15 protein-coding genes and 1 tRNA gene are annotated in these 23,469 nt (G+C 45.5%); 9 read left to right on the forward strand and 7 right to left on the reverse strand.

Features of this window, described 5'->3' with window-relative positions:
• Nucleotides 1-29: 29 nt before the first annotated feature.
• Nucleotides 30-356: a thioredoxin gene (trxA, locus tag I8H75_05660; protein ID MBH2006803.1), complete on the forward strand. Its 327-nt coding sequence runs from the start codon at nt 30-32 to the stop codon at nt 354-356.
• Here trxA and I8H75_05665 read toward each other — a convergent pair.
• Genes I8H75_05665 through I8H75_05675 form a run of 3 tightly spaced genes read right to left on the reverse strand, consistent with a single transcriptional unit; the run spans nt 301 to nt 2,346 of the window.
• Nucleotides 301-804, reverse strand: coding sequence for a (deoxy)nucleoside triphosphate pyrophosphohydrolase (locus I8H75_05665; GenBank protein ID MBH2006804.1), 504 nt, complete (start codon nt 802-804; stop codon nt 301-303). The two genes, trxA and I8H75_05665, sit on opposite strands and share 56 nt — an antisense overlap.
• Nucleotides 794-1,912, reverse strand: coding sequence for a PQQ-like beta-propeller repeat protein (locus I8H75_05670; GenBank protein ID MBH2006805.1), 1,119 nt, complete (start codon nt 1,910-1,912; stop codon nt 794-796). Before I8H75_05670 ends, I8H75_05665 begins: the two co-directional genes overlap by 11 nt.
• A complete protein-coding gene (locus I8H75_05675) occupies nt 1,912-2,346 on the reverse strand; it encodes a hypothetical protein (GenBank protein MBH2006806.1) in 435 nt (144 codons plus the stop codon). Before I8H75_05675 ends, I8H75_05670 begins: the two co-directional genes overlap by 1 nt.
• A gap of 106 nt (nt 2,347-2,452) precedes the next feature.
• Here I8H75_05675 and I8H75_05680 point away from each other — a divergent pair, with 106 nt between their 5' ends.
• On the forward strand, nt 2,453-4,975 hold the full coding sequence (locus I8H75_05680) for a hypothetical protein (GenBank protein ID MBH2006807.1): 2,523 nt from the start codon (nt 2,453-2,455) through the stop codon (nt 4,973-4,975).
• Nucleotides 4,976-5,955: 980 nt separating this feature from the next.
• Complete coding sequence (locus I8H75_05685) at nt 5,956-8,877, forward strand: hypothetical protein (GenBank protein MBH2006808.1); 2,922 nt, start codon at nt 5,956-5,958, stop codon at nt 8,875-8,877.
• Between the two features lie 554 nt (nt 8,878-9,431).
• Here the strand turns inward: I8H75_05685 and I8H75_05690 are convergent.
• Nucleotides 9,432-10,340, reverse strand: coding sequence for an Rpn family recombination-promoting nuclease/putative transposase (locus I8H75_05690; protein ID MBH2006809.1), 909 nt, complete (start codon nt 10,338-10,340; stop codon nt 9,432-9,434).
• Nucleotides 10,341-10,443: 103 nt separating this feature from the next.
• Here I8H75_05690 and I8H75_05695 point away from each other — a divergent pair, with 103 nt between their 5' ends.
• Genes I8H75_05695 through I8H75_05710 form a run of 4 tightly spaced genes read left to right on the forward strand, consistent with a single transcriptional unit; the run spans nt 10,444 to nt 16,418 of the window.
• Nucleotides 10,444-12,789, forward strand: a complete 2,346-nt coding sequence (locus I8H75_05695; GenBank protein ID MBH2006810.1) for a 1-acyl-sn-glycerol-3-phosphate acyltransferase — start codon at nt 10,444-10,446, stop codon at nt 12,787-12,789.
• Between the two features lie 9 nt (nt 12,790-12,798).
• Complete coding sequence (gene uvrA, locus I8H75_05700; protein ID MBH2006811.1) at nt 12,799-15,396, forward strand: excinuclease ABC subunit UvrA; 2,598 nt, start codon at nt 12,799-12,801, stop codon at nt 15,394-15,396.
• A 48-nt stretch (nt 15,397-15,444) separates the two neighbouring features.
• Nucleotides 15,445-15,786 (forward strand): hypothetical protein, encoded by a 342-nt coding sequence (locus I8H75_05705; protein MBH2006812.1) that lies wholly within the window; start codon nt 15,445-15,447, stop codon nt 15,784-15,786.
• Nucleotides 15,787-15,800: 14 nt separating this feature from the next.
• The gene (locus I8H75_05710) at nt 15,801-16,418 is read left to right on the forward strand and encodes an outer membrane lipoprotein carrier protein LolA (protein MBH2006813.1); all 618 of its coding nucleotides are present in this window, start codon (nt 15,801-15,803) and stop codon (nt 16,416-16,418) included.
• On the opposite strand, the gene bamA is transcribed toward I8H75_05710, so the two are convergent.
• The 3 genes from bamA to I8H75_05725 all read right to left on the reverse strand — a co-directional run bounded on the left by bamA (nt 16,419) and on the right by I8H75_05725 (nt 20,659).
• On the reverse strand, nt 16,419-19,214 hold the full coding sequence (gene bamA, locus I8H75_05715; protein ID MBH2006814.1) for an outer membrane protein assembly factor BamA: 2,796 nt from the start codon (nt 19,212-19,214) through the stop codon (nt 16,419-16,421).
• Nucleotides 19,211-20,542, reverse strand: a complete 1,332-nt coding sequence (locus I8H75_05720; GenBank protein ID MBH2006815.1) for a deoxyribodipyrimidine photo-lyase — start codon at nt 20,540-20,542, stop codon at nt 19,211-19,213. Before I8H75_05720 ends, bamA begins: the two co-directional genes overlap by 4 nt.
• Before the next feature lie 27 nt (nt 20,543-20,569).
• Nucleotides 20,570-20,659, reverse strand: a tRNA-Ser gene (locus I8H75_05725).
• A 699-nt stretch (nt 20,660-21,358) separates the two neighbouring features.
• Here I8H75_05725 and I8H75_05730 point away from each other — a divergent pair.
• Nucleotides 21,359-22,513, forward strand: a complete 1,155-nt coding sequence (locus I8H75_05730) for a YncE family protein (GenBank protein ID MBH2006816.1) — start codon at nt 21,359-21,361, stop codon at nt 22,511-22,513.
• Between the two features lie 55 nt (nt 22,514-22,568).
• Nucleotides 22,569-23,402, forward strand: coding sequence for a hypothetical protein (locus I8H75_05735; GenBank protein MBH2006817.1), 834 nt, complete (start codon nt 22,569-22,571; stop codon nt 23,400-23,402).
• The last annotated feature ends 67 nt before the right edge of the window (nt 23,403-23,469 follow it).

Below are 23,469 nucleotides of genomic sequence, written 5' to 3' on the forward strand. Positions count from 1 at the left end.
TTTGAGCCAAAGATTTGATAATCTTGCTTATGGCACAAAACGTTTTAACGGTTACCGATTCGAATTTTAGCACGGAAGTCTTGAAGTCCGAGCAACCTTTTTTACTCGATTTTTGGGCGACTTGGTGTGGGCCTTGTTTGGCGATTGCTCCGCACGTCGAAGCGCTGGCCAATGAGTATGCGGGGAGTGTACGCGTAGGAAAATTGGACGTGGACCAAAATAATCAAACCGCCAGTCAGTATGGAATTCGCTCCATTCCGACGTTGATTTTATTCAAGCAAGGTCAACCGGTGGATCAAATCATCGGAGGGGTTTCGAAGGTGGCTCTGGAAGCGATGGTAAAGAAACACGTCTGAGAATCTGGGCAGGCTTAAAATCCGGCTCAGGGCCTGGTTCTATCTCTTCTCGGATCCGGCCCGCCATTAATTCGCGAACAAAGATCAAATCCGCTGGAGGAAATGGGCGTTGCTCAAGTTCTGCTTCCCGAACCCAGTCGAGCGCCTTGACATCCACTGCTCGAGGTGTGCCCTGCAGAATACGGCAACGGTAAATGGATAGTAGGATTTCTTTCGTTCCATGCAGATAGAGAGTTTGAAAGCAAAGCGAACCGACTGCAACGAGGACTCCTATTTCTTCGTTCAGTTCTCGAATGAGCGCTTGTTCGTCGCTCTCTCCTTCTTCCACTTTTCCGCCAGGAAACTCCCAGCTGAGGCCCATGTGCTTGTTGGGCCATCTCTCGGTGATGAGCACGCGCCCGTTTTCTCGAATCAGTCCTGCCACAACCTTGATGCGACTATCTTCCATACGCGAAAAGATACCCTGCGTTGCTTAACGTGTACAATGTGCCGTTCGAGCCGAAATCAAAAGCGCTTGAATAACCGTAGCTTGAACCAATATTCTGCAAGGGTTTACCCGTTCGAAGATGATTCACAAACAAAGCTCCTTGATCCGAAGCAAAGAAAACCGAATGATCTCGAATGACTACAGACGTTGGATTGCCTTTCTTGAAACGAAAAGACCAGCGTATTTTTTGGGCTGAAAGATCAAGGCCCCATACTTTCTTAGGACCCGCTGCTACGAGTATGCCGTTTGCATAAGCCAGATGCGTGATTTCGAGTATTTCGTAGTTTGACAGAATCACTCCCTGAGGACTCACGATCGAAATCCCGCGATTGAAAGCCGCTGCTGCAAGGTTTCCATCCGGTAAGGCGAGAGGGGTTGTTGCTACATCGGAGAAGGCTTTCTGAGGATCGCCCAACTGAACGTCAAAGGCCAACAGGCCGTCTGTTCGATGGTAGAATTCCAGTTTTCCACTAGGGCTTCCTACAACCAGATGATCTCCGAGGAGGATGGGAGAAGAAAGAGCTTTTAAGGAGAGTCCGGTTGAGAAAGAGCGTTTTTGACTCCAGATCTCATCCCCTGTGTTTAAATCGAAAGCGCACAGCGTGGCAAGCCCTGAGAGGGCGTAGAGATGGTCCGAATCGGCTACCAGTGCGCCTCCTAATTCGGCATCCAATTGCGATTGCCACTGGGTTTCAAAGTTCGAAGCGTTTAATTTTAAGATCTCTCCTTGAGTGGTTCCGATCCAGATCGAACCATTTTGGAGCAAAGGTTGTTTGGAGGCAGGGCTTGGGAGGCTGATCTGATGCTGTTTCATGAGCAAAGAAGCATCCAAAGCGTAAAATGAACGATCGGACCCGCCTACCAGAACACGATTCGTTTTTGCATCAAAGATGGGAGCGCCTTTTTCGAGGCGATTCCAAGGAGTACAGCCTGATTCGGGTTCCGAGAAAAGAGAAGACAGGCAGTAGTTGTTCTGAACGATTGGGACAGGTAAGCCTTTAAGAGAGAGAGCGTGAGCTAGGCAAGCCGCATGCAACCCAAGAATGATCGAGCCTATCGAACGCAGCATTATTTGTTTGAAAATCCAAGTTTTTCGAGCTCAGCCTGGATCGGTGCAATCTTTTCCGGTTGGCCTAAACGTTCGTAACAAGTCTTCAAGGCTGTTAAAGCCAGAGGACGTAGTGGATCAACGAGAGGGGTTTTGGCTAAAAAGCTTTCGTAAGCTTGGGTCGCTCGCTCCACTTCTCCAAGCTTGAACGATAGATGGGCTGCGTACAGCTGAGCCATTCCCAAGTCAATTTTTTCCAGCTTGTCTCGGGTTTCTTGCTCGCTTTTTGGGTCATCCTTCTTCAGCTCTTGGAGTGCCTTGGAGTAAGCCTCAGAGGTTTGAACGATGCGCTGCTGCCTCTGGTGCAAGCCCAGCGGAATCGCGAGCACTACCATGGTGCCAAGAACAAAAAGTCCAATCAGAACCGGTCGGTTTGCTTTAAGCCACGTATTCATCCATCTTTCATTCTCATGGCTGAAGGTTTTGAGCAAGACCCTGTGTTGAACAGAAATTTAGATTGCTTATTTGATTTAAAAAACAGTGTGATGCTACTATTCAAATATGTCTAAATTGGATCTGATTTTCGGCATTTTTTTGAGTTTCTTTTTGGTTTCATGCCATGGGGATATTTTAAAAGTTGCGGATGAAGCTTCGATACCCGAGGATCCTTCTCCTACGAAAAATAGAACTCTGAATCCATCGGGGACGCTGGGCTTTTACGTAACTCCTCAATACGCGTTGGGTAGCGCTTGGGCAGTTGATTATTCTGTGAAAGATTTTCGAGTCTATTCCTTGAATGAGCAGGGAGATCAGAGCCTTGCTTCGTTTGAGTGTTCAACCCGTGGAACTTCTATCCTCTGTTATTCTGCTCAACCTTTGTTCGATTCGACCTATGTGATTGTCAATGATTCGTCTAAGCTGAGTAAAACGTATCAAAGAATCATTAGCCTGACGGCTCAGCATCCCATTGCGGGTAAAACAGAGCCATTGGTCGTCGGTGAATTTGATGCAGAAGTGATTGATTATTTACTAAAACGTATCGCGGCTCATCCCGCTTACGATTTTCAGAATGTCTTGGTTGACTCCAGTACAAGCAAAGCCGATCCATTCAATCCTGTGCTTTTGGCCTACGGCACCGAGCGACTTATGGCCAATGTGCTTAAATTCAGCGATTACATGGTGGCGCATCCAACCTTGTTTCAATTTTTGGCAAAAGCTCCCATTTGCAATTCTCAACTAACCTTTTCAACGGATGGAATTTGGCCGCAAACGAAAGAGTATCATTTTAACGTGATGGGCATGAACGCCAAAGTCATTGGAAAAGCAGCTACAACGCAGTTTGCAAAGGGCCATCAAGTTCAGTTTAAATTTGATAGCGATTCAAGGGCGACTGTTTTTTCTGATTCCAGCTACATGACCCTGAAGAAGGCGGGCCAAGATGTGGTGATCTATTCGAAATGTACCGATAGCCCAGATACCGTATTAAGTTACCAGGCTGCTACAAGTTACGCGATGGTGCAGGTCGACACGCACTCTTTGCCATCCCTCATTTCGGGTCAAACCAGCCATTTAAGAATGCTGGCGGTGAAAGTGGATGCCAACAGTTATGCTGGACTACAAGCCGCTTGTTTGACGCAAAGCAATTCGGTGGAACCATCGCAGCTGCTTCAGCAGTTTGTTCCATGGATGGCTTTGCTAGCTTCGTCTACGGATGAGGGGCGTGAAGAACTCGGAGATTGGATCGGTCGATCGCGCTGCTTGTGTGCGGAGAACTTTAATCCACCGCTTGATAGCCCGAATCTTCTGGTGGGCTATCACGATAATTTCAGCGTGTCGTTTCCCTTGGGGGCTCCAGGAATTCCGGTTGCCATTTCGCCAGTCAATCAAACGGTTTACACAGACCGATACGGCATCGCCAAACTCTGTTCGAATCAATTTCAAAAAAGCGATACCGTCGGTTTCGAAGTCGATCATGTCGAAGTAGCCCGCTGCGATATTCCTGGAACGGCCCAAGGATCTCATTTGCAAACTTTCCGAAATGGCTTTTTTTATGACTGCTACGAAGGTCAAAACGGTCATGAGTGTGAATGTGCGTTGCACTTTGTTCCGGATGTCTCAGGACAAGCTTGTATCGAGTGCAAGGCCAACCAAGTTTCGGTGAATAAATCTTGCCAAGATTGTCCCAGCAACCAGGTTCAAGCCAACAACCAATGTAAGTTGTGTTCACCCAAGATCTATGGATCCGGTTCTTGCTTGGCTTGTCCTTCCGGATCTTATTCCAACGACGGTATCCATTGCGAGCCCGCTTGCCAAGATGAGCAAATCGTTGGCATTATTTCGGGCACGACTTACGGTTGCAAGTCCTGCCCGGAAGGCCAAATTGGCCAGAACCATCAATGCAAATCCTGCAAGGTCGGTCAGTATGCGAGTGGCAATACTTGTCTGGATTGCCCCGCTGATCAAGTCGTGGTTGAGAACAGCTGCCAACCTTGCGCCAGTGGAAAGATTGCCTACCGTGGAACTTGCCTGAGCTGCGGGCTTGGGCAATACGTTTCGTCCAACCAATGCGTTTTATGTCCAACGAATCAGATTGTTAACGATGCAAAAAATGGCTGCCAATCCTGCCCGGCAGAGGAACACGCGAACAATTACCGTTGCACCAAATGCTCCGCTGGGCAAATCGAGAACGCGGAAAGTTGCTCAACATGCCAATCGGGTTATGCCGCTTTTGATCATCAGTGCATTCTTGCAGCTGCAGGATGTCCATTCGATACGATTGCAATCGATGGGGTTTGTACCAGCTGTCCGAGCGGGACCCAGTCGAACTCACTCGGAGCTTGTTCGAGCGGCGAAGAGGGTTCTGTTTGCGCGGTGAACTCAGACTGCACAGGAAATGCCTATTGTTCGGGCACCCAGAATCACACCCAAACAGGCCGTTGTGTTGCTTGTGGGTTAGGAGAGAAGCACCTCTATTTATCGGAAGGCTGTACCGATGGAAAATCAGGATCGTTGTGTGATGTTTATAGCGATTGCTATGTGTTGGGTGGTTTCGGTTGCAATATGAGCAGCAAAAAGTGTGAATAATGAGCAACTTAATCAAATTTCCAAGCTGATTGCTTCGCCCTCAGCGGTTAAATTTTCGATTTCCAATAAAAAACGCGCTCTTACACACGCATCCTATTCTTCAGGGGCCCAATTAGCACACTCTATAGCCTCAAAGGCTTGAGCCACGCAGAGGTCTTTAAGCAGTGGAGTATGGAAACGAGTATGAGCATCTTTCAGGAAGAATAGTTACTCGTCCTCAAGGTTTAACAGCTTTTTTTCTGTTTTGTGGAATTTTTCTAGCTCCACAAATACATAAGATAACTCTCGAAGATGATGTCGGCCGGTTCTCTCTTCTAGAGTTCGATGGTAACTGATCGCCTCAATATTCGACGGCAAAATCGATTCTTTGAGAACTGCGACAACGACCATCGGTAGAAGATCAGCATGTTTTTTATCTGCTTGTACCTGCGAGGTGTAGGCATGAGTCTATCGATAAAGTCTAAAAAGCGTTCTCTATCCTATAGGACTATCAAATAGGTGAATCAAGAATTTCTCGTCCAGTCGTACCGCGCCAACTATCGAAATATTGCTACCCTGGCCAGCAGGTCTTTGGGAATACTGCCGTTTCCCTCGCGGAGAACGGGCATGACTACGACCCATGCCCAGGTTGCTTGGTGCTTCATCTGGGTAGACGTATCTATTGGTCGCGACTTGGGAGATTTCGGATTCAAATCTTCCTCGCTTGACCTTGTGCTTTTCGGTGTAGTTTTTCTGAGCTCTAAACGTCTTTTTTAAAGTCAGATCAGCTCTTATAATCATGGCATGGCTTGTCTCAGCGCCGCTTTTCTCAAGCCATGCTTTCGGGAGATTCAGTGATTGTAGAGTCACGCTGTAATGAATCTTTTGACTGCTTTTACCAAGGAGTTAAGTTGGGCTGTCACTTTATCGACTTGCTTTTAGAGTCACAAAGATATAGGCCATTAACTGAAATTTTTTTACGCTCATTAAAAGGAGATTTTATGAATAGATCGACCTTCGTCATCTTCACAATTAGTTTAATCGGATTGCCTGCTTTTTCCGCCAGAGAGAAATTATTGTTTTCCGTCGCCAAAAAACCCTATGTCGAACTTAATTTAGCAGCATTGAACGTGATTACCCCCTTGGTTCCAGTGGCTGCTCAAGAACCTGCGCAATCGAACCCTCCGGTGGAAGGAGTCGTGCTTGGTATTGATGAGCAAAAAAAACGTCTCATAGCAGCTACATTGAACCCGATGGGTACCCAGATCAGGCATTTCTGGCTACCCAAGGACATTGCTGTTCTTGGGTCTCATGTCACGATCGATCGAGCCGAATGGACTCACGCATGTGATGATACTAGCAGTATCTCAAACCAATGGCCTTTTGTAAGTCAGATCATTCGCTTTGATTCGCTTAACCGAACTATCGGGTGCATTACTGAAACAGGGTGGTTTCGATTAGCTGATGGTACGGAGATAGAGTTTCCAGCAAATCTCCCGCTTCCCAAAAAAACAACGCTCTATCGCTACGACCGGATTGGTAACATCTTGCTTATTTTCAATGATGACGAATTAGAATGCGTTTCTGGATCGTTCTGTAATGATGAAAACTGTCAATATTCACACTCTTTAAGGAATTCGGAAGCTATTTCGCGATTTAAAAATCGTCTATATCTTCAAGGGAAAACCGCCCAAGAATTTTATAAACATGTTGAAGAACCAGACTTGTTAAATACTGCCATGAGAAACGCATGCATTGGCATGTATGCTGCCTACGAAGGCTTTGCTCAAACGGTTCTTGATGAAGCGATCAATTTGTTCGTGGGTGAGGTCGGTTTTATTTCGCATGCCGAGATGAAAGATGCCTTAAAGTTGGAATTTGAAAAAACCGGTCATAAAAGAAAGCCACATAAACCAAGTGAGCTCATTGAGGTTTGGCGAGGCGCTCTTCAAAGAGCATGTAATATCAGCCTAGAATCTTCTCCTAGGTTCAAAGAATTTCGCCATGGTTCAGGCTTCGTATCTACCCAAACATGGTTCAAAAAAGATGATGAGGACAGTGATTTTCAGCCTTTCTACTTCTCTATCGAAGATAGTGACCAATTTACAAGCCTTTTTTATGGAGCAAGAAACGTATTCGGTCATGGTACCGCAGACGATACGATATCAGGCCGTGGAGTACTATTTGAGCTAGAAGATGAATTAGGAAAAATAACAAATTCACAATTAGCAGAATTGGCAATTTGTCTCAATAGTATGTTGAACAAGGATCTATGTAATGCGAGCGTGTCCTACCGGCAAACTCAATGGTTGTATTCTATTTTTCGAGGGGTGACGATTGCGACACAAAGATTGATCAGTTTATGGACCTACGACGCTTTCAGAGAGTCTTTGGGTATCGACATTCACCTCTGGGACTTCGCTCCAGCAATGCTATGCGATTGGAAGCGAGATGGATCAGATTTTCAGGCTCAGCAGAGAAAAGAACGCATTGTCATTCAGACACCTGGAGAGAAGGCTCGTGGTGTATGTGAAGATCAGTTGAAATTCGAGACTCAGCAAAAAAAAGAACGCATTGCCATTCAGACATTTGAAAAGAAGATCCGTGGTGTATGCGTGAAATTCGAGACTCAGCAGAGAAAAGAGTGCATTGCCGCTCAGACACCTGCAGAGAAGGTTCGTGGTGTATGTGAAGATCAGTTGAAATTCGAGACTCAGCAAAGAAAAGAACGCATTGCCATTCAGATATCTGAAGAGAAGGCCCGTGGTGTCTGTAAAGATCAGTTGAACTTCGAAGCTGATCAAAGAGAAAAACGCATTGCCATTCAGGGATCTGAAGAGAGTGGTCGTAGCAAGCAGGAATCAGCGGAGGAGTCTGGCAGGAAGTCTCTGAGCAACCTTCTGTCTGAGTATAAGTATGGAAAGGAGCTATCAAAGAAGCTATTAAATGAGCGCAACAATGTGAACGGGAAGCATTTCACAGAATCTAAGACCTTAGGAGAAGCAGAAAAGGTGGAGCGGGCGTGCATTGAAGATCAGAAGAGGGCAGACCTCCTTCATCTCAAAAAGTGGTTCTTTAACGAACATCGACATAACCAAAAGGCAAGGATCCAAGCGGATAAGCTCCAATACCACTGGCATGCACCGCAAGAGCCAGCTTTTAGACAGTTTCAAGAAGCGTATGTTGATGGCAGTCGTGGAGATTGTGGATTTATTGCCATTGGAACTACACGAGCAGATGCTATTCGATTGCTACAACAACACGCTGAAGCTCCTGACGTTCAACGTCAAATGATACCGGATATTCTCTTTGCAACTCTTCCAGAAACTGCTGAAGAGGATGATACCTTACCACTTCCATATTCTCTTCACACTTTGCGGCGTCAGCAGACGGAACGCGATGCCTTACTGACTCAGCTGGAAGACCAGAGACGTACTATCAACCTAGAGCGTGGCCAAGATGACACCATGCACAGAACTGTAGACTATCTCATGGAAAACCCAACCACATATACTTGGGCAACAGCTTTTATCGATAATCATCAAAGGCTTCAACAAATTGAAGCGGAGATTAGGGACTTTGTCCCAACAGCCGAACAAGTGCGAGATTTTGTCCAGTATGAATATCGCGCACGCCATGGATACTTAGGATATTTTCGGGGAGGCGGAGGGACTCTAGAGGTTTTGGCTCGTCTCTTAGATATACAAGTAACCGTATTGGAGGGTCAGGGAACTTTGAGTCAAACAATTCACGTGCCGTTTGAGCCTCACGATAACGTTACTGCTCCTCGTGGCGTATACTATTTACATCATGTCGGGGGTACAGACATAAACGGTCGCGCTTATCTCAATCACTTCAATTTACTATTCGAAGAACCTATTGTTCGCAGCACACTGAGGGCAGGAGTGACAAGCTCGATGTAGGGCCAAACAGCAACGAGCTAAAACATTCTGGTCCAGGCGATAGAGCCGTTTTGTGTGTAGGTATTATAAAAGCCTTTTTCACTTTTTGAAAGTACGAGACCGCTAAAATCTGAGGGCTAAGGGGGGGCTAACTTGGCACATAGGTAACACTTTCAAAAAGGAGAATCATTAATAGATCCCATGACCTGGCATCAAACCGAAGTATATCAAGAGAGAATCAAATTGATTGATGATTGGCTCGCAGGTGAGTTTTGCTCGTCGGCGCTGTGTCAATGTTATCCGATAATCCAGCGGACAGGTTACAAGCTTTATCGAAGCCTTCAAACACGAAGAGAGAGAATCCGCAGCCTAAGTCGTCTATCAATTTGGTGGCTGAAGTTGGGGATTCTCACTGAACTTCAAGCAGTTCTACTTGTCACTCATGAAAAAATTCGTCGTTATTTTAGACACGTTGAAGCATTTCTCAGCCAGAATCAAGCTCATGTCGTCTGAACTGTGCTGTATTTTTGAATTTCGCTGGAATTTTTATATATTTGTTGCTGAATCTTTTTGATTCAATCAGTCTGTGTTTTACTCGAGGAGTCAGAAGAGCCGCTTTCTTCAAGCTGTTCTATTTTTTCCAGAGAAAAACCTGTGGCTTTCGAAATGGTCGGCTTATCAACTTTTAGGATAAGAAGATTTCGGGCGGTTTGGAGATTGGCCAGCTCTGTCCATATGGGCTTGCCTTTTTCTAAGCCGATCGCCTCGCCTTCAACCATACCGAGATCAAACTGTTCTTTAGCGCTTAATTCTTCGGTTTCTAATAAAAGACGCGCTCTTACATACGCATCATATTCTTCAGGGGTCCAATTAGCACGCTCCATGGCCTCAAAGGCTTGGCTCACACAGAGGTCTTTAAGCAATGGAGGGTGGGAACGAGTATGAGCATCTCTTAGGAAGAATAGCCACTCGTCCTCAAAGTTTAACAACTCTTTTTCTGTTTTGTGGAATTTCTCCAGCTCCACAAATACATAAGATAACTCTCGAAGATGATGTTGACCGGTTTTCTCTTCCAAAGTTCGATGGTAACTGATCGCTTCAATATTCGATGGCAAAATCGATTCTTTGAGAACTGCGACAACGACCACCGGCAGAAGATCAGCATGTTTTTTACCTGCTTGTATCTGCGAGGTATAGGCGTGAGCTCCATAATATTGCATGCGTTTTAAAAAAATCGGACTTCGTCGGCACTGCATCTCGATCAGGAAATAAGTACCCGATTCATCCTGGCATTTGAGGTCAAACAGGCTTCTTTTACCCTGACCCAAATCAGGGATTTGTTCTGTTGGCACAAATTCGACTTTTTGGATTCTTTTGCCTGCAGATAATCGCAAGATGTTATTTAAAAAGTCCATCATCCTGATCGGGTCACCAAAGACTTTTTTAAATCCAACATCATTAGTCGGGTCTAAGTAGCGTTGCATAGGGTCTTAAGATTACATGAACGAAGGTGGAGTTGCAATGGAATGTCTGGTGAGTAAACCCTAGGGGTGTTGTTTCAGCGTGCATATGCTAGGCTCGCGGCTTATGTTTCGAAAGATAAAGTATTCGGACGATCAAGCTTTTTCTTTGCGCAGTTTAGCGGAGGAAGGGGTGGTGGTGTATGTTCACCGAACGCGTTCCGTTTTGTTACACTGGGTTCTTGCCAGTATGATAGCGCGGTATGAGCTTCCCGAGATTTTATACTCGACATTCAAAGCCAGCAAAGTATCTAATCTGATCCGAGCTGTTCGATTGGCAACGGGATCGATTGAGATTTTTTTAAGAAAAGCCAATACCGCCTTTTCTCAAAGGAGCAGTGAGAAGAGGGATTATATCAAGACTTTGATCCGAATCCAAAAAAGCTCTGAAACACCTATTTTTTTGGTTCCTCACTTCTTAGTTCTCGGAAACCGGTCGTCGAGTTTGAAGCCTTCGGCGGTCGATATGATTTTTGGTTCTCGCAACGATCCGGGTTTTGTTCGTTTGCTGCTTCGATTGCTGCTTTTCCGAAATTCGGGTCAATGGGCTACTGCAGAGCCATTGAATTTAAAAGCGTTTTTAGAGCAAAATCCTCATGCTACCGATGTGGTCCTCTCGCGTCGGACTCGAGGGATTCTTCAAAAGCGCTTCAAAGGATTGGCCAGAGCCTTTCATGGACCTTCGCTGAAAAGTACGAATCGCATTCAAGTGGATACACTGCGGGATCACGATCTTCAAAATTTTATGATGGAGGTAGAAAAGCAAACTGGGCTTCCTCGTGTCAAGCTTTTTAAGAAAGCTCAAGAATACTACTTACGAATCGCAGCTCGATTTGACGTAGATATGATTCATCTCATTAACCAGGTGTTTGGTTTTGTTTGGAATCGAATTTACGATGGAGTGGTGTGGAAGAAATCCGATATTGAAAAGATCAAGCAAGCCTCTCAAAAAGGGCCTGTGATTCTCGTCCCTGCGCATCGAAGCCATATGGATTATTTGGTTCTCAGTCAAATATTTTACTGGGAAGGCCTGATGGTACCTCATATTGCTGCCGGTGAAAATTTGTCCTTCTTTCCACTGGGGATTATTTTTCGAAGGGGGGGCGCTTATTTTATTCGTCGCTCATTCAAAGGAGACCCTCTTTATTCGCAGGTGGTTCGGGCTTACCTGAAGAAACTCTTGCGAGAAGGCTATACTCAAGAGTTTTTCATCGAAGGCGGCCGTAGTCGCAGCGGAAAAACATTGCCTCCTAAACTGGGACTCTTATCCATCATGGTGGATTGTCTGAGTAAGTCCAAACTGTATGAAGCGACCTTTATCCCAGTTTCCATTTCCTACGAAAAACTTTTAGAAGCAAACGAATACAGGCGAGAACTCGAAGGTGCAGAGAAGCGAGCAGAAAGCCGAGGCGACATCTTCCGTTCTCTCAAAATTTTGAGAAAACGTTATGGGCGAATTTTTGTTAATTTTGATGAACCCATTTCGTTCACGGAATTTTATCAGACAGGTCAAGTTGATTTGGTGCCACGTTTGGCGCATCGAATCATGGCGGGCATCCAGCGCTCAACGGTGGTGACGCCGGTATCTTTAGTCGCTACAGCTTTGATGGGTTCCAAGAGGAGGATCCTTTCCAGAGGACAAATCGAGTGGTCCATTAAGCGTTTGGCTCAGTATGTTCAAATTCCCAAACCAAGCTTGGAGAAAGTGCTCCACAATCTAATCCACGATGAGCTGATTGTTTGTGAGACAGCAGGCCGTCGTTTGTACTATCGCGTTCCTGAAAAAGCGGCATTATCGCTTGACTACTACAAGAACAACCTGATTCACCATTTTGCAGCCGATGCGATTTTAGCGATGGCGTTTCAAATATCTGCCCGAGGCGATCGCCGAAAAAGTGTCAAACGCTCTATTTTGCACAAGCAAGCCTTGCTTTTAAGTCGAATCTTTAAATTCGAATTCAGTTACTCGGTGGATGAGAATTTAGAGAATATATTCGAACAACGCTTGAACGAAGGGATTGAAGCGAAGATTCTCTTGCGAGTACAGGATCAAATTCGCTTGTCCGAATCCAAAGAAGCATTCTCACAGCTTTCTTTTATGGCGAACCTGTTGGCTAACTTTGTCGATGCCTATTGGGTTTGCGCTAGAAAGCTTGAGTCTGCTTTGTTAAAGGCTCCGACTCGCAAAATTTTGGTCGGTTTGCTTCTCGATTGCTTGCGAGAAGCTGTGTTAAGTGGAGCCAGTGATTACCCAGAAATCGTCAGCAAATCTTTGGTTGAAAATGCAATCATGTGGTTCGAAGATGCCGGAATACTGGTTTGGGAACAAGGAAAGGCAAGAATGAAGGCGGACAAAAAGCCGGATTTCAAAATTTATTTACAAGCATTGCAAGATTGTCATTATGGAAATTAATATATGGGAATAACATCAATTCGTGTTCAAGGAGCTCGAGTACACAATCTGAAAAACATTGGGGTGGAACTTCCCCGAGATCGCTTGGTGGTTCTCACTGGGCTCTCCGGTTCCGGCAAGAGTTCATTGGCTTTTGATACCATCTACGCGGAAGGGCAGAGACGATACGTGGAGTCTCTTTCAAGTTACGCCAGGCAGTTTTTGGAGATGCAAGATAAGCCCGACGTGGACCAAATCGATGGGCTATCACCGGCTATTAGCATTGAGCAAAAGACCACCAGCAAAAATCCTCGTTCTACGGTCGCGACCGTTACGGAGATATATGACTATCTGAGGCTTCTGTTTGCTCGTGTGGGAAAAGCTTATTGCTATCGCTGTCATCAACCCATCGAAGGTCGTAGTGCGACTCAAATAGTGGATGAAATTTTAGAACGTGCCTTGGGTGGTAAAGTCCAGATCTTGTCGCCAATTGTTCGCGCACGAAAAGGCGAATATCGACAAGAGTTAAACGAGTTGCGAAAGCAAGGGTTTGCTCGGGTCCGAATCGATGGGCATATTAAACTTTTAGAAGAAGAATTGAATCTGAACCCCAAAGTGAAGCATACGATTGAAGTGGTCATCGATCGGCTGAATGTCGAACCAGAAAGTCGGTTGCGCTTAGCGGAAAGCGTTGAATTAGCCCTTAAAAAATCCCGAGGTTTGGTGGTCGTCCTCTTTGAACAAGAGGAAGTTTTGTTGAGCGAGCACTCCGCTTGCGTAGACTGTGGGATTTCGTATCCGGAAATCGAGCCGCGTTTATTTTCTTTCAATGCGCCTCAAGGAGCCTGTCCGAAGTGTTCAGGTCTGGGGATGTTGTACGGTCGAGAGGTTGTCGATGAAGAAGCCGTCGGCGAGATTTGTCCTGCTTGCCAAGGAGATCGTCTAAGACCTGAGGCACGATCGGTTCAAGTGGGAGGAGAATCGATCGTTGGCCTGACCTCAAAGTCGATTCAACAGGCTTTTGAATTTTTCAAAGAGCTTCGTTTGAGTGGGCGGTTTGAGACGATTGCAAAGCCAATCTTAAAAGAAATCAGCGGACGCCTTGAATTTTTGCTGGAAGTTGGCCTCGATTATATACACTTAGATCGAGCTGCCGGATCACTGTCCGGAGGTGAAGCTCAGCGCATTCGTTTGGCAACCCAGATTGGCTCTGCTTTGGTTGGGGTGCTTTACGTGCTCGATGAGCCGAGCATCGGATTGCATCAACGCGATAATGAGCGCCTCATCGCCACTTTGAAAAAGTTGCGAGATCTTGGAAATACCGTTTTGGTTGTTGAACACGACGAAGAAACCATTCTGGAATCGGACTATGTTGTCGACATGGGGCCTGGAGCTGGCAGGCTAGGAGGAGAGATCGTTGCTCAAGGAACGCCGCAAGCGATTCTTGAGAATCCAGAGTCCTTAACTGGCAGATACTTGTCTCGTGCTTTGTGCATCGAAATTCCTCCAAAGCGCCGAGCAGGTATTGGGAAGAAGCTCGAACTCGTGGGAGCGTCGGGTCATAACCTGAAAGCAGTTGATTTTACCCTACCGCTGGGGACTTTGACTTGCATAACAGGGGTATCCGGTTCGGGTAAAAGCAGCCTGGTAGTGGATACGCTTCGGCCGATTCTGAATCAAGCTTTTTTCGATTCGAGAGAAAAGCCCTTGATGTATCAGTCTATCCGAGGTTTGGAACATATTGATAAGCTGATCGATATTGATCAATCGCCGATCGGGCGAACGCCGCGAAGCAATCCGGTGACTTACACGGGTGTTTTCGACGAGATCCGGGCTCTTTTTGCCAGTCTTCCGGACGCAAAATTGCGACACTACGATGTGGGCCGGTTTTCTTTCAACGTCAAAGGAGGGCGCTGCGAAATTTGCACCGGAGCAGGCCTGATTAAAATTGAAATGAACTTTTTGCCGGATGTCTATGTCACATGTGATGTCTGCAAAGGGAAACGATTCAATACGGAAACGCTCAGCGTTCGTTATCGAGACAAAAGCATATCGGACGTGCTGGAAATGACAGTAGACGATGCCTACGAGTTCTTTCAGGCCATTCCGGCGATTGCTCGCAAGCTCGATACTTTGCGGCGCGTGGGCCTTGGCTATGTGCACTTGGGTCAGCAAGCCACGACTTTGTCCGGTGGAGAGGCGCAGCGGGTCAAACTAAGCAAAGAGTTAGCCCGTCGTTCTACTGGAAAGACGCTTTATATCTTGGATGAGCCAACAACAGGGCTGCATTTTCACGACGTCAAACACCTTTTAGAGGTTTTGCAGTACTTGGTCGATCAAGGAAATACGGTTTTGGTGATCGAGCACAATTTGGATGTGATTAAAGTGGCGGATTGGATTGTAGATATGGGTCCAGAAGGTGGGGATCGAGGAGGGCAGATTGTTGCTCAAGGCTCTCCAGAGCGGATTGCTGGAGTTGAAGCAAGCCATACAGGCCGATTCTTGAAGCAGATCCTGTCCCGAGAAAATCACGATTTGGCTGAGCGAGAATTGTCGAATCGAGACCGAATTCAGACCATTGACCAAATTCGCGGAAGACGGGCTAAAACAGAGAGAATCAAAAAATAAAAAGCATGTTTGCTGGAATAGGCCCCTAGCGCAAGAAGTTCAACGATCATGAAAAAGAAATTTGTCTTGGTTTCTATGATGTTTGCAATCGCTTCTTGGGCTGAAGAGGAAGCTGTTTTTAATACGACGGAAGATGTTCGTGTGGAACAGCCCTATCCGATCGAAGAAGACACGAACGAAAATAATTTTGTTACTCGAGCGCTCTTGGGTGCGCGCAAGAAGTGTCAGCGAGCTCGGAGCCTCGTTAAAAAAACTCAAAAAGACGTGGAAACTGCTCGAACAAGCTGGGAAAAGGTTGAAAGCTCCTGCAAACAAATCTTGGAAAACGAAGACAGTGTTTCCGAAACCCCGGTTGCTCCGAACGCTGACTTGCCAAAAGACGAAATCTAGTATTCGTTGACAAGATGCTGATTCGAATCGCATCTTGTTTGCTGTGCTTACCTATCTTAGCGAATGCGGCTGCTTTGGCTAAGATCCAAGCCTTATACGATCGGACGCATGCATTTCAGGCGGACTTTCAACAAACCTATCGTAACAAACTCTTCAACCGGACCGAGCACAGTACGGGGGAAGTCCGCTATCAGCGCCTGGGAAAAATGCGTTGGGACTATCGGTCTCCGCACGCTAAGTCTTTTATTCTCAACGGCAAAAAACTTTGGTTAGTCGAGCCTTCTGAAAAAACAGTTTCGATCAATCGCTGTTTCAAGAGTGATACCTTAAGTCAATCGTTGATTTTTCTGGGTGGAGAAGGAAGATTGGCGCGTGAATTTAAGCTTTTGTCTGCTTCCAAAAACCAGCTCGTGTTGGTTCCCAAGCAAAAGACCGAGCTTTTCGAGAAGCTTATCTTGAGCTTTGAGGCTAAAACATACCAGATTTCACGGGTTATCTTGATCGATGTCGATGGAAACCAAAACGAGTTTGTATTTTCGAATCGCCGGTTTAATCGCCGATTGCCTGCTCCAGCATTTGATTACAAAACCCCTCCTGGGTTTGAAGAAGTCAATTTAGCGAGTGATTGTTAATTAAAAGCTTTGCCCAATGGTAAACAAAAACTGCACAGGAGAATCGCCGGCGGGGATACCTGGAGTGCCATGTGGACGCCGAACCAACGGAAATCCCCATTCGAATCGCAGAGCTCCAAAGGGGCTTAGCCACCGAAGGCCAAAGCCGGCTGCGCTATACAAACCCATGCCGTAAAACAGTCCCAACGGATCCCAGTACTGTGGATGCGTATTTTTGAGATTTTTATGGCCAATGTAGAATAGATTCTCAAAAGGCGAGTAGACGTTTCCCAGGTCAAAAAAGAACACTGCGGATAAATTGAGTGTTTTTGCAATCGGAAATTCTAGTTCTAGATTGGATAGGAATTGTTTGTTGCCACCTACATTGATTTGTTGGATCGGCTGTGTGCTGTATTGTTGGCTGACGTTGAGAACGGGTCCAATCGATTGAAAATAGTACCCGCGTAGACCTGTAGCTGCTCCGAGTTGCACTCCTCCTAAACGGAAATTTTCCGAGACAATTTGGACCCCAAAAGTATTTAAAAATCCAAAATCAACATTCAACTTGAGAACCCAGTTTTTTAGAAAAAACCATTGGTCAAAGTTGTAATAAAAGCGAGTGGTGGTACCCAAACGCAGGAAGTTATTGCTGGTGGATTGAGATTCCAACTTGTCGAGTAAGCCCGAGCCCAAATAAGCATTGGCGAATTCACTTCGAAACTCCAAAAGATAGCCGGCTGTTGGGAAAAGGCGATTATTGCGTTGATCCATCTGAAGGACCGGCTTTAGCGAGGTCGTGTAACGGGGTTGATGTAAATGCCACCCCCAGTAATTGATTCCCTCTAGGCTATCTTCGACCTCAACGCGTTCAGCCATGTAAGACAGGTAAAAACGCAAGTTTTCAAAATCAGGAACATAGGGTTTCCAAAAAGGAGAAGCATTTTGATACCAGCGATTGGAGTAGGGGCTTAAGAAAGATCCGATGGGGTAGCCAAAGCCAAGCTCGCCTCCGCTATTTCCTCGATAATAGTCAATTAAGAATCGCTGAGTGTGATAGGCCCGCAGCGAAAACGAAACCGGCTCACGATTCAGATAGAGTAAATAAGGGTCTGAGAAAGATAGTTCGAAGATGCGTCGATAGGCCGATAATTGAACGACGGCACTGAGGCTTTGTCCTCGCCCAAACAGATTGTTTTGAGTGACCTGGCCTTGAAAGAGGAGTCCTTCTCCTCCTGTTCCGTAACCGCCACCGACTTGGATTTGCCCAAGTTTCTTCTCTTTCACTACAATCTCCACATCGATGTGGTCGGGGTTTTGAGCACTGGGTTTGGTATCCATTTGGACGGATTCGAAATAACCGAGTTGATTCAGACGCTGCTCGCTAAGCCTTAGCAGAGAAGCGGAATAGAGCTCTCCTTCGTAGATGCGTAGTTCTCGTCGGATGACCTCATCCACGGTGCTGGTGTTGCCCTTGATTTCAAAACGTCCAAAGTAGACGAGGGGACCCGGATCGATCTGAAGCTTCAAATCGACGATGTGCTCTTGTTCGTGGATTTGTGGCTCTGGAGAAATATTGACATACGCATAGCCCTGATCACGATAGAGCTCTTGGATTGAAACCAGATCTTTCATCAATTGGGTTTTATTGAAAACATCGCCTTGCTGAAGCTCAATATGATCTCTTAAGAAATCTTCTGAATAATCAAGTCGATCTCCATCAACTTCAAGAGTTCCCAAACTGAAAGGTTCGCCTTCGGTGAGCGAAATATGCACGCTGATCCGAGTTTTGTCTGGTGACAAAGCAGCTCGAGGTTTTGAAACTTGGACATTTAAATATCCATGCTCTTGATACAGCTGCTCAATTAAAAGCGCGTCAATATCCAGCATCTCCTCGTTGTAAAGCCCCCACTGCGTGATGAAGCTTAACGGGTGTTTTTCTTTGCTGCGCATGCTTGCTTTGATCCGATCAGTCGATAAAGTCCGGTTCCCTAAGATCGTGATTTGATCAATTTTCGTTTTGGCATCTTCTTCAATATGGAAAATGACTTCGACAAAATCCGTTGCTTTCACCGTTTCGTCTTTTAAGAGATCCGTTGCTTGACTTGCTTTGATTTCATAAGAAACGGTGGCCAGCAAAAATCCTTTTTCGATGTAGAGCTTTCGGATTTTCTCAGCGTTTTCTCGAATTCTCATCACATCGGCAATTTGGTAGGGTTTTAGGTCAATCACCTCTTCCAAGCCGGATTCTAGAATCTCTTGGTTTCCGATAAATCGCACTTTATAAAGCGTTGCTTTCTCCGTTAAACGAATGGTCAAGAGTATGCTGCCATTCGGACCTCTATCTTGGTGAAATTGAACGTCCGCGAACAGCCCCATCTTCAGGATCGCTCGAATGTCTTCTTGGATGCTTTCTCGATGAAGCGGTTGGTTGATTTGAGATTTTAACAGGACCAGCACAGCTTCGGGCTCGGTTTTTTGAGCTCCTATCACTCGGATCTCATAGATTCGACCCGGAGTAGGAGACTTGGCTTGCAGGACCCCTACTTGGCCCGAGCGTTTGAAGGCTTGTTCACTTTCCTCGGTGAATTGTGCCGTAGGCAATGCGCTTCGGGATAGCGTAGGATCTCGTACGGTCTTGTTTTTTTTTGTTTTTGAATGTGGCGAGATTGAGCCAGGCGTCATCGATTGGCCTTGCAGCAGAGATGCCGAAAACAGGACTCCTACAGCGATTTTTGAGGCGCGAAACATCACGGATTGCTGTATAGCGCTCGATAATCTTGGTCTATAGCCTCCTGGAAGAAAATCGTCATCATTCACCGAAGTTGTTTGTAGTATCTCAAGGCTTTTTCACGGGACTCTGCCAGGTCAACCACTGGCTTTGGATAAGTTCTTGGAGGGTGCTTGCTTTTCCAGGGTTCGAATAACTCCGCAATGGTTAAATGCCTGAGCTCCGGCACGAAGCGTTTAATGTATTCGCCGGCTGGGTCGAAAGTTTTGGCTTGAGTCGTGGGGTTAAAGATTCGAAAAAAAGGAGCCGCATCGACTCCAGAGCCGGCTACCCATTGCCAGCCCATCGCGTTGTTGGCGAGGTCTGCATCGACGAGGCAGTCTGAAAACCATTCGAGTCCGCGTTTCCAATGAATGAGTAGATTTTTGGTTAAAAACGATCCCACGACCATTCGAACTCGATTGTGCATCGTTCCAGTTTCCCAAAGTTCGCGCATGCCTGCATCAACAAGCGGGATTCCAGTCAAACCTTTTTGCCATCGCTCAAGCAACGGCGAGGAATCTTGCCAAGGAAACGAGTCAAAAGCGCTTTGATAATTCTCGCAAGCAGTATGAGGATGATCAAAGAGAATGGAGTGAGCAAATTCTCTCCAAATCAGCTGCCGGATAAACGGATGATTCGGCTCGTGGATGTCCCACCAAATTGCGTTCGGGGATATTTCTCCGAAATGAAGGTAAGGAGCCAAGCAAGAACTTGCCGAAAGGGCGGGGTAGTCTCGATTGAGCTCATAAGCCGATAGCTTGCTGTTGCAAAAACGATCCCAGGTTTGTTGCGCGCCATCTTCGCCCGGGGTCCAGTACTGAGCAACTTTGAGAGCCCAAGCGGGAAGCGCTTCAAGCTCTTTCTCGGGAGAAATCCAATGCAACTGAAGCTGTTTTGGAGCTGGCAGGGGCTTTCGAGGAGGCGGGCTTTCTGCTGATAAGTTTCGGTAGAAAGGAGTGAATACCCGGTAAGGCGTGCCGTCTTTTTTCTGCGTTTGCCAGGGTTCAAAGAGCAAGGAGGCATTAAACGTGTCACATCGAATACCTTGTTCTCGAAGAGTGTGCTTGAGGACTTTGTCCTGCTGGAGGCCGATGGGATCGTATCGTCGGTTCCAGAAGACTCCAGAAATTTGTTCAGAGCGAATGAGTCTTTGGATAATTTCGAGTGGCTGGCCTTCAAATATTCTCAGATGGTTTGAAAGATGTTTGTTGAGCTGGCTTAAGCTTTGAGTCACCCAAGACTGACTCGCTGCGCCTGCTTCGGGATCTCGAATGTAGATAGGCAAAACCCTTCCAAGTCGAGAGGCCTCTTGTAAGGCGGGGTTATCAAATAACCGAAGATCTTGGCGAAACCAGACAAGATGGATTGGCTGCATACAAACCCTAAGACACAAGAATGAGTCTGGCGGAGCGACCGGGATTCGAACCCGGGATAGAGTTTCCCCTATACACACTTAGCAGGCGTGCGCCTTCAGCCACTCGGCCATCGCTCCACTCTCACAAAGCTGAGAACGAGATTATTCTAGCAGCTTTCTGTTTTACCCGTCAAGTCATTCGTTGCTTGATTTAGCGCTCTAACTCTTCAATGCGCTCGGAAAAGTTTAGGCCAAGCCACACCTGAGAGTGTTGAAACACAATTTTGCTAGAAATTGCTGTGTCTGGCGCTCCAGAAAAACCGCATTTTTCAAGCTGCTCTATTTTTTTCCACCGATAAGCCAGTGGCTTTTGAGATAGTCGACTCATCAACTTTTAGTGCAAGAAGATTTCGGGCAATTTGAAGATTGGCCCAAAACATAAAGAGAGTCTGTGCACTATTTGACTAGAAAACATAACAAGGCTTGATCATTATTCTGCTGACTTAGGTGTTATTTTATTTTGACAAGGCGCGTAGTTTGAATCCCATAAATACGGTTTCGTCAAGGAAATTAGAGACCCAAAATACTATTTGACCTCATGGGACAAAGATGAGGCAAGTGGCCAGACCACGTTTAGGATCTCTATTCTGCCTCGGACCCAAGCATAACTAGTTGATCTATTCGCCAAAATTAAGAGATAAGGACAAGATATGGACATCTGTTTTGTTAGTTATACGACGTCAAAATTATATTTTCTTTCGCAGATTTTTAGATTATGTTACTCGCCAGAAGTAAAAAAACGATCTTAGATCGATCGTAACTAAAAGGAGTCTAAAAATGCAAATATTTCAAAGAATCGCCTCGCTCGTTGCCGTTTCTATGTCGCCAATTCTTACAGATACAGTACATGCTTTCAAAGATATTAATCATGACCATAATGTTATTAAGTCAACAATCAATGTAGGTGTTAATCCTGCTGGAATTGCAATAACTCATGATAGTAAATTTGCATATGTTGCAAATAGTAATGATTATGAAATAATGGATTGCCACACGATTAGTGTTATTGATCTCGGAAGTCATTCAATTTTGAAAACAATTCGCGATTCTAGTTTTAATCAGCCATATAGAATAGCTATTAATAAAAAAACAAATCTAGCATATGTGACAAATAGCGGAGGAACAACTGTAACTATTATTGACACATTAAATAACTCAATTTCAGGCATAATAGATGGTTTTGATGGGCCTTCCAGTATTGTGATAGCGCCGCATTCTAGCAAAGCGTATGTCGGTAATTGGGGGGCTGGAAGTCCTGGAGGACAAGGCAAAACGGTAAGTGTTGTTGATTTAAAAACGGATTCTATTATTAAAGTGATTGCCGTACCTGCTGGTCCGGTTTCTTTAGCTATGAGTGAAGACGAACAATTTGTCTATCTCATCAGCTATGGTGCTGGCAATCCTAACCCTGCGGATGGCTCAGTTAGCATTATACGCTCCAGTGATGACGTAGTTATCAAAACAATAAACCGTCTATCGGGCCCATATGAGATTGCTATTTCCCGTGATATAGCTTACATCACGAATTTCGGTACCAACAATTTTGCGCCGTTTGGTAGAACAGTTTCCGTTCTAAATCTAACATCGAAAAAAATGAGTAAAAGTATTGAAGTCGGAATTCAGCCATCAGGAGTTGCTATTACTCCAAATAAAGATTTTCTCTATGTCTCAAACTATAATACGTTATACGCAAGGCCTAATTTTTCCAGGCTAAGCTCGGGAGAAGGTACAATAAGCGTTATTGACGTTAGAACACACGAAGTGGTACTCACGATCCCTGTTGGTGCTTCTCCTGAATCGGTTGCCATCTCTCCCGACGGTAAATATGCTTTGGTTACTCATTTTGAAGGTAATACGGTTAAGATTATATCGTTAGATCCTAGAATGACCACTCAAGAAGGCTGTTCTACTGTTATCCATGATGAAAATTAAAAATAGGTCTTGAGGAGGATTTATAATGAACATGTCCAAGATCATTAAGAATATTATGCGTACTGTCGTTATGCTTTTTGGAGCTGAAGTGCTCACTTTTTCCGCTTTGGCCACGATTAAGCCTGATGACAAAGATGGCTGCCCTATTTCCCCTGGAGTGTCGAACGAAGTAAGCCTTACACGAGTGATGGTTGGTCAGAATCTAAACGTCAAATTTGGAGAAGAAGCGGGTTACTGTTTGAACAAGTACTTTTCATCTCCTGGTGGGCAGGTTCTTAACTACACCCTATTGCTTTGCGATCAGGCGTGGAACCCCATCCCAGGATGGACAATTGATCACAATTGGATTCACAAGTTCAGAACGCCAGCCTATATTAGTTTTACGCCTAAGGATATGGGTGATATGGGAGAACATCGCTTCATAATTAACGCAACAAACGGGACTGCTAGTGTGTTAGATAAGATTAAAATAAGCGTTTATCAGTTTAATGATAGGATAGAAGATCCGATTGCAGAATGGAATGTTTGGCCAGCTCGGATACAAACGTTAGTGGCTTCGGTTGTGCCTCATATTCTTTCAGCCTGGAAGGTGCGAGATGAGCTAAGAAAAGGAATTCCAGGGATTGTGCAAAAGCACCCTCTTCCGTTGGGATTGGCAGTTGGCCTTTCCAGTGGTCTTGGATTTGGTTGGCTCGCTCAGTCTATAAATTTGCAATCACGAAAAAACCCTAAAGAAGCCCAAGAGGATTGGTGGAAATGTATGTTAGGATGTGTGCTTCCACTAAGCCTTTTCTCTCCAATCGTCTTCAAGAAGTATTTAGTTCCTGCAATGGGAGATACAGGCTGTATTGGAAAGCACTTAGCGTATGAGCAAGTCCCGCAAGCTTAGAGAAATGGCAAGGGACGGAAAAGCAATCGGTTATTTTTGAAGAGAATATCTCATTTTCCTAAAAATT

This window comes from Myxococcaceae bacterium, from assembly GCA_016000045.1.
Lineage (GTDB): Bacteria > Myxococcota > UBA727 > UBA727 > JABDBI01 > AER2-1.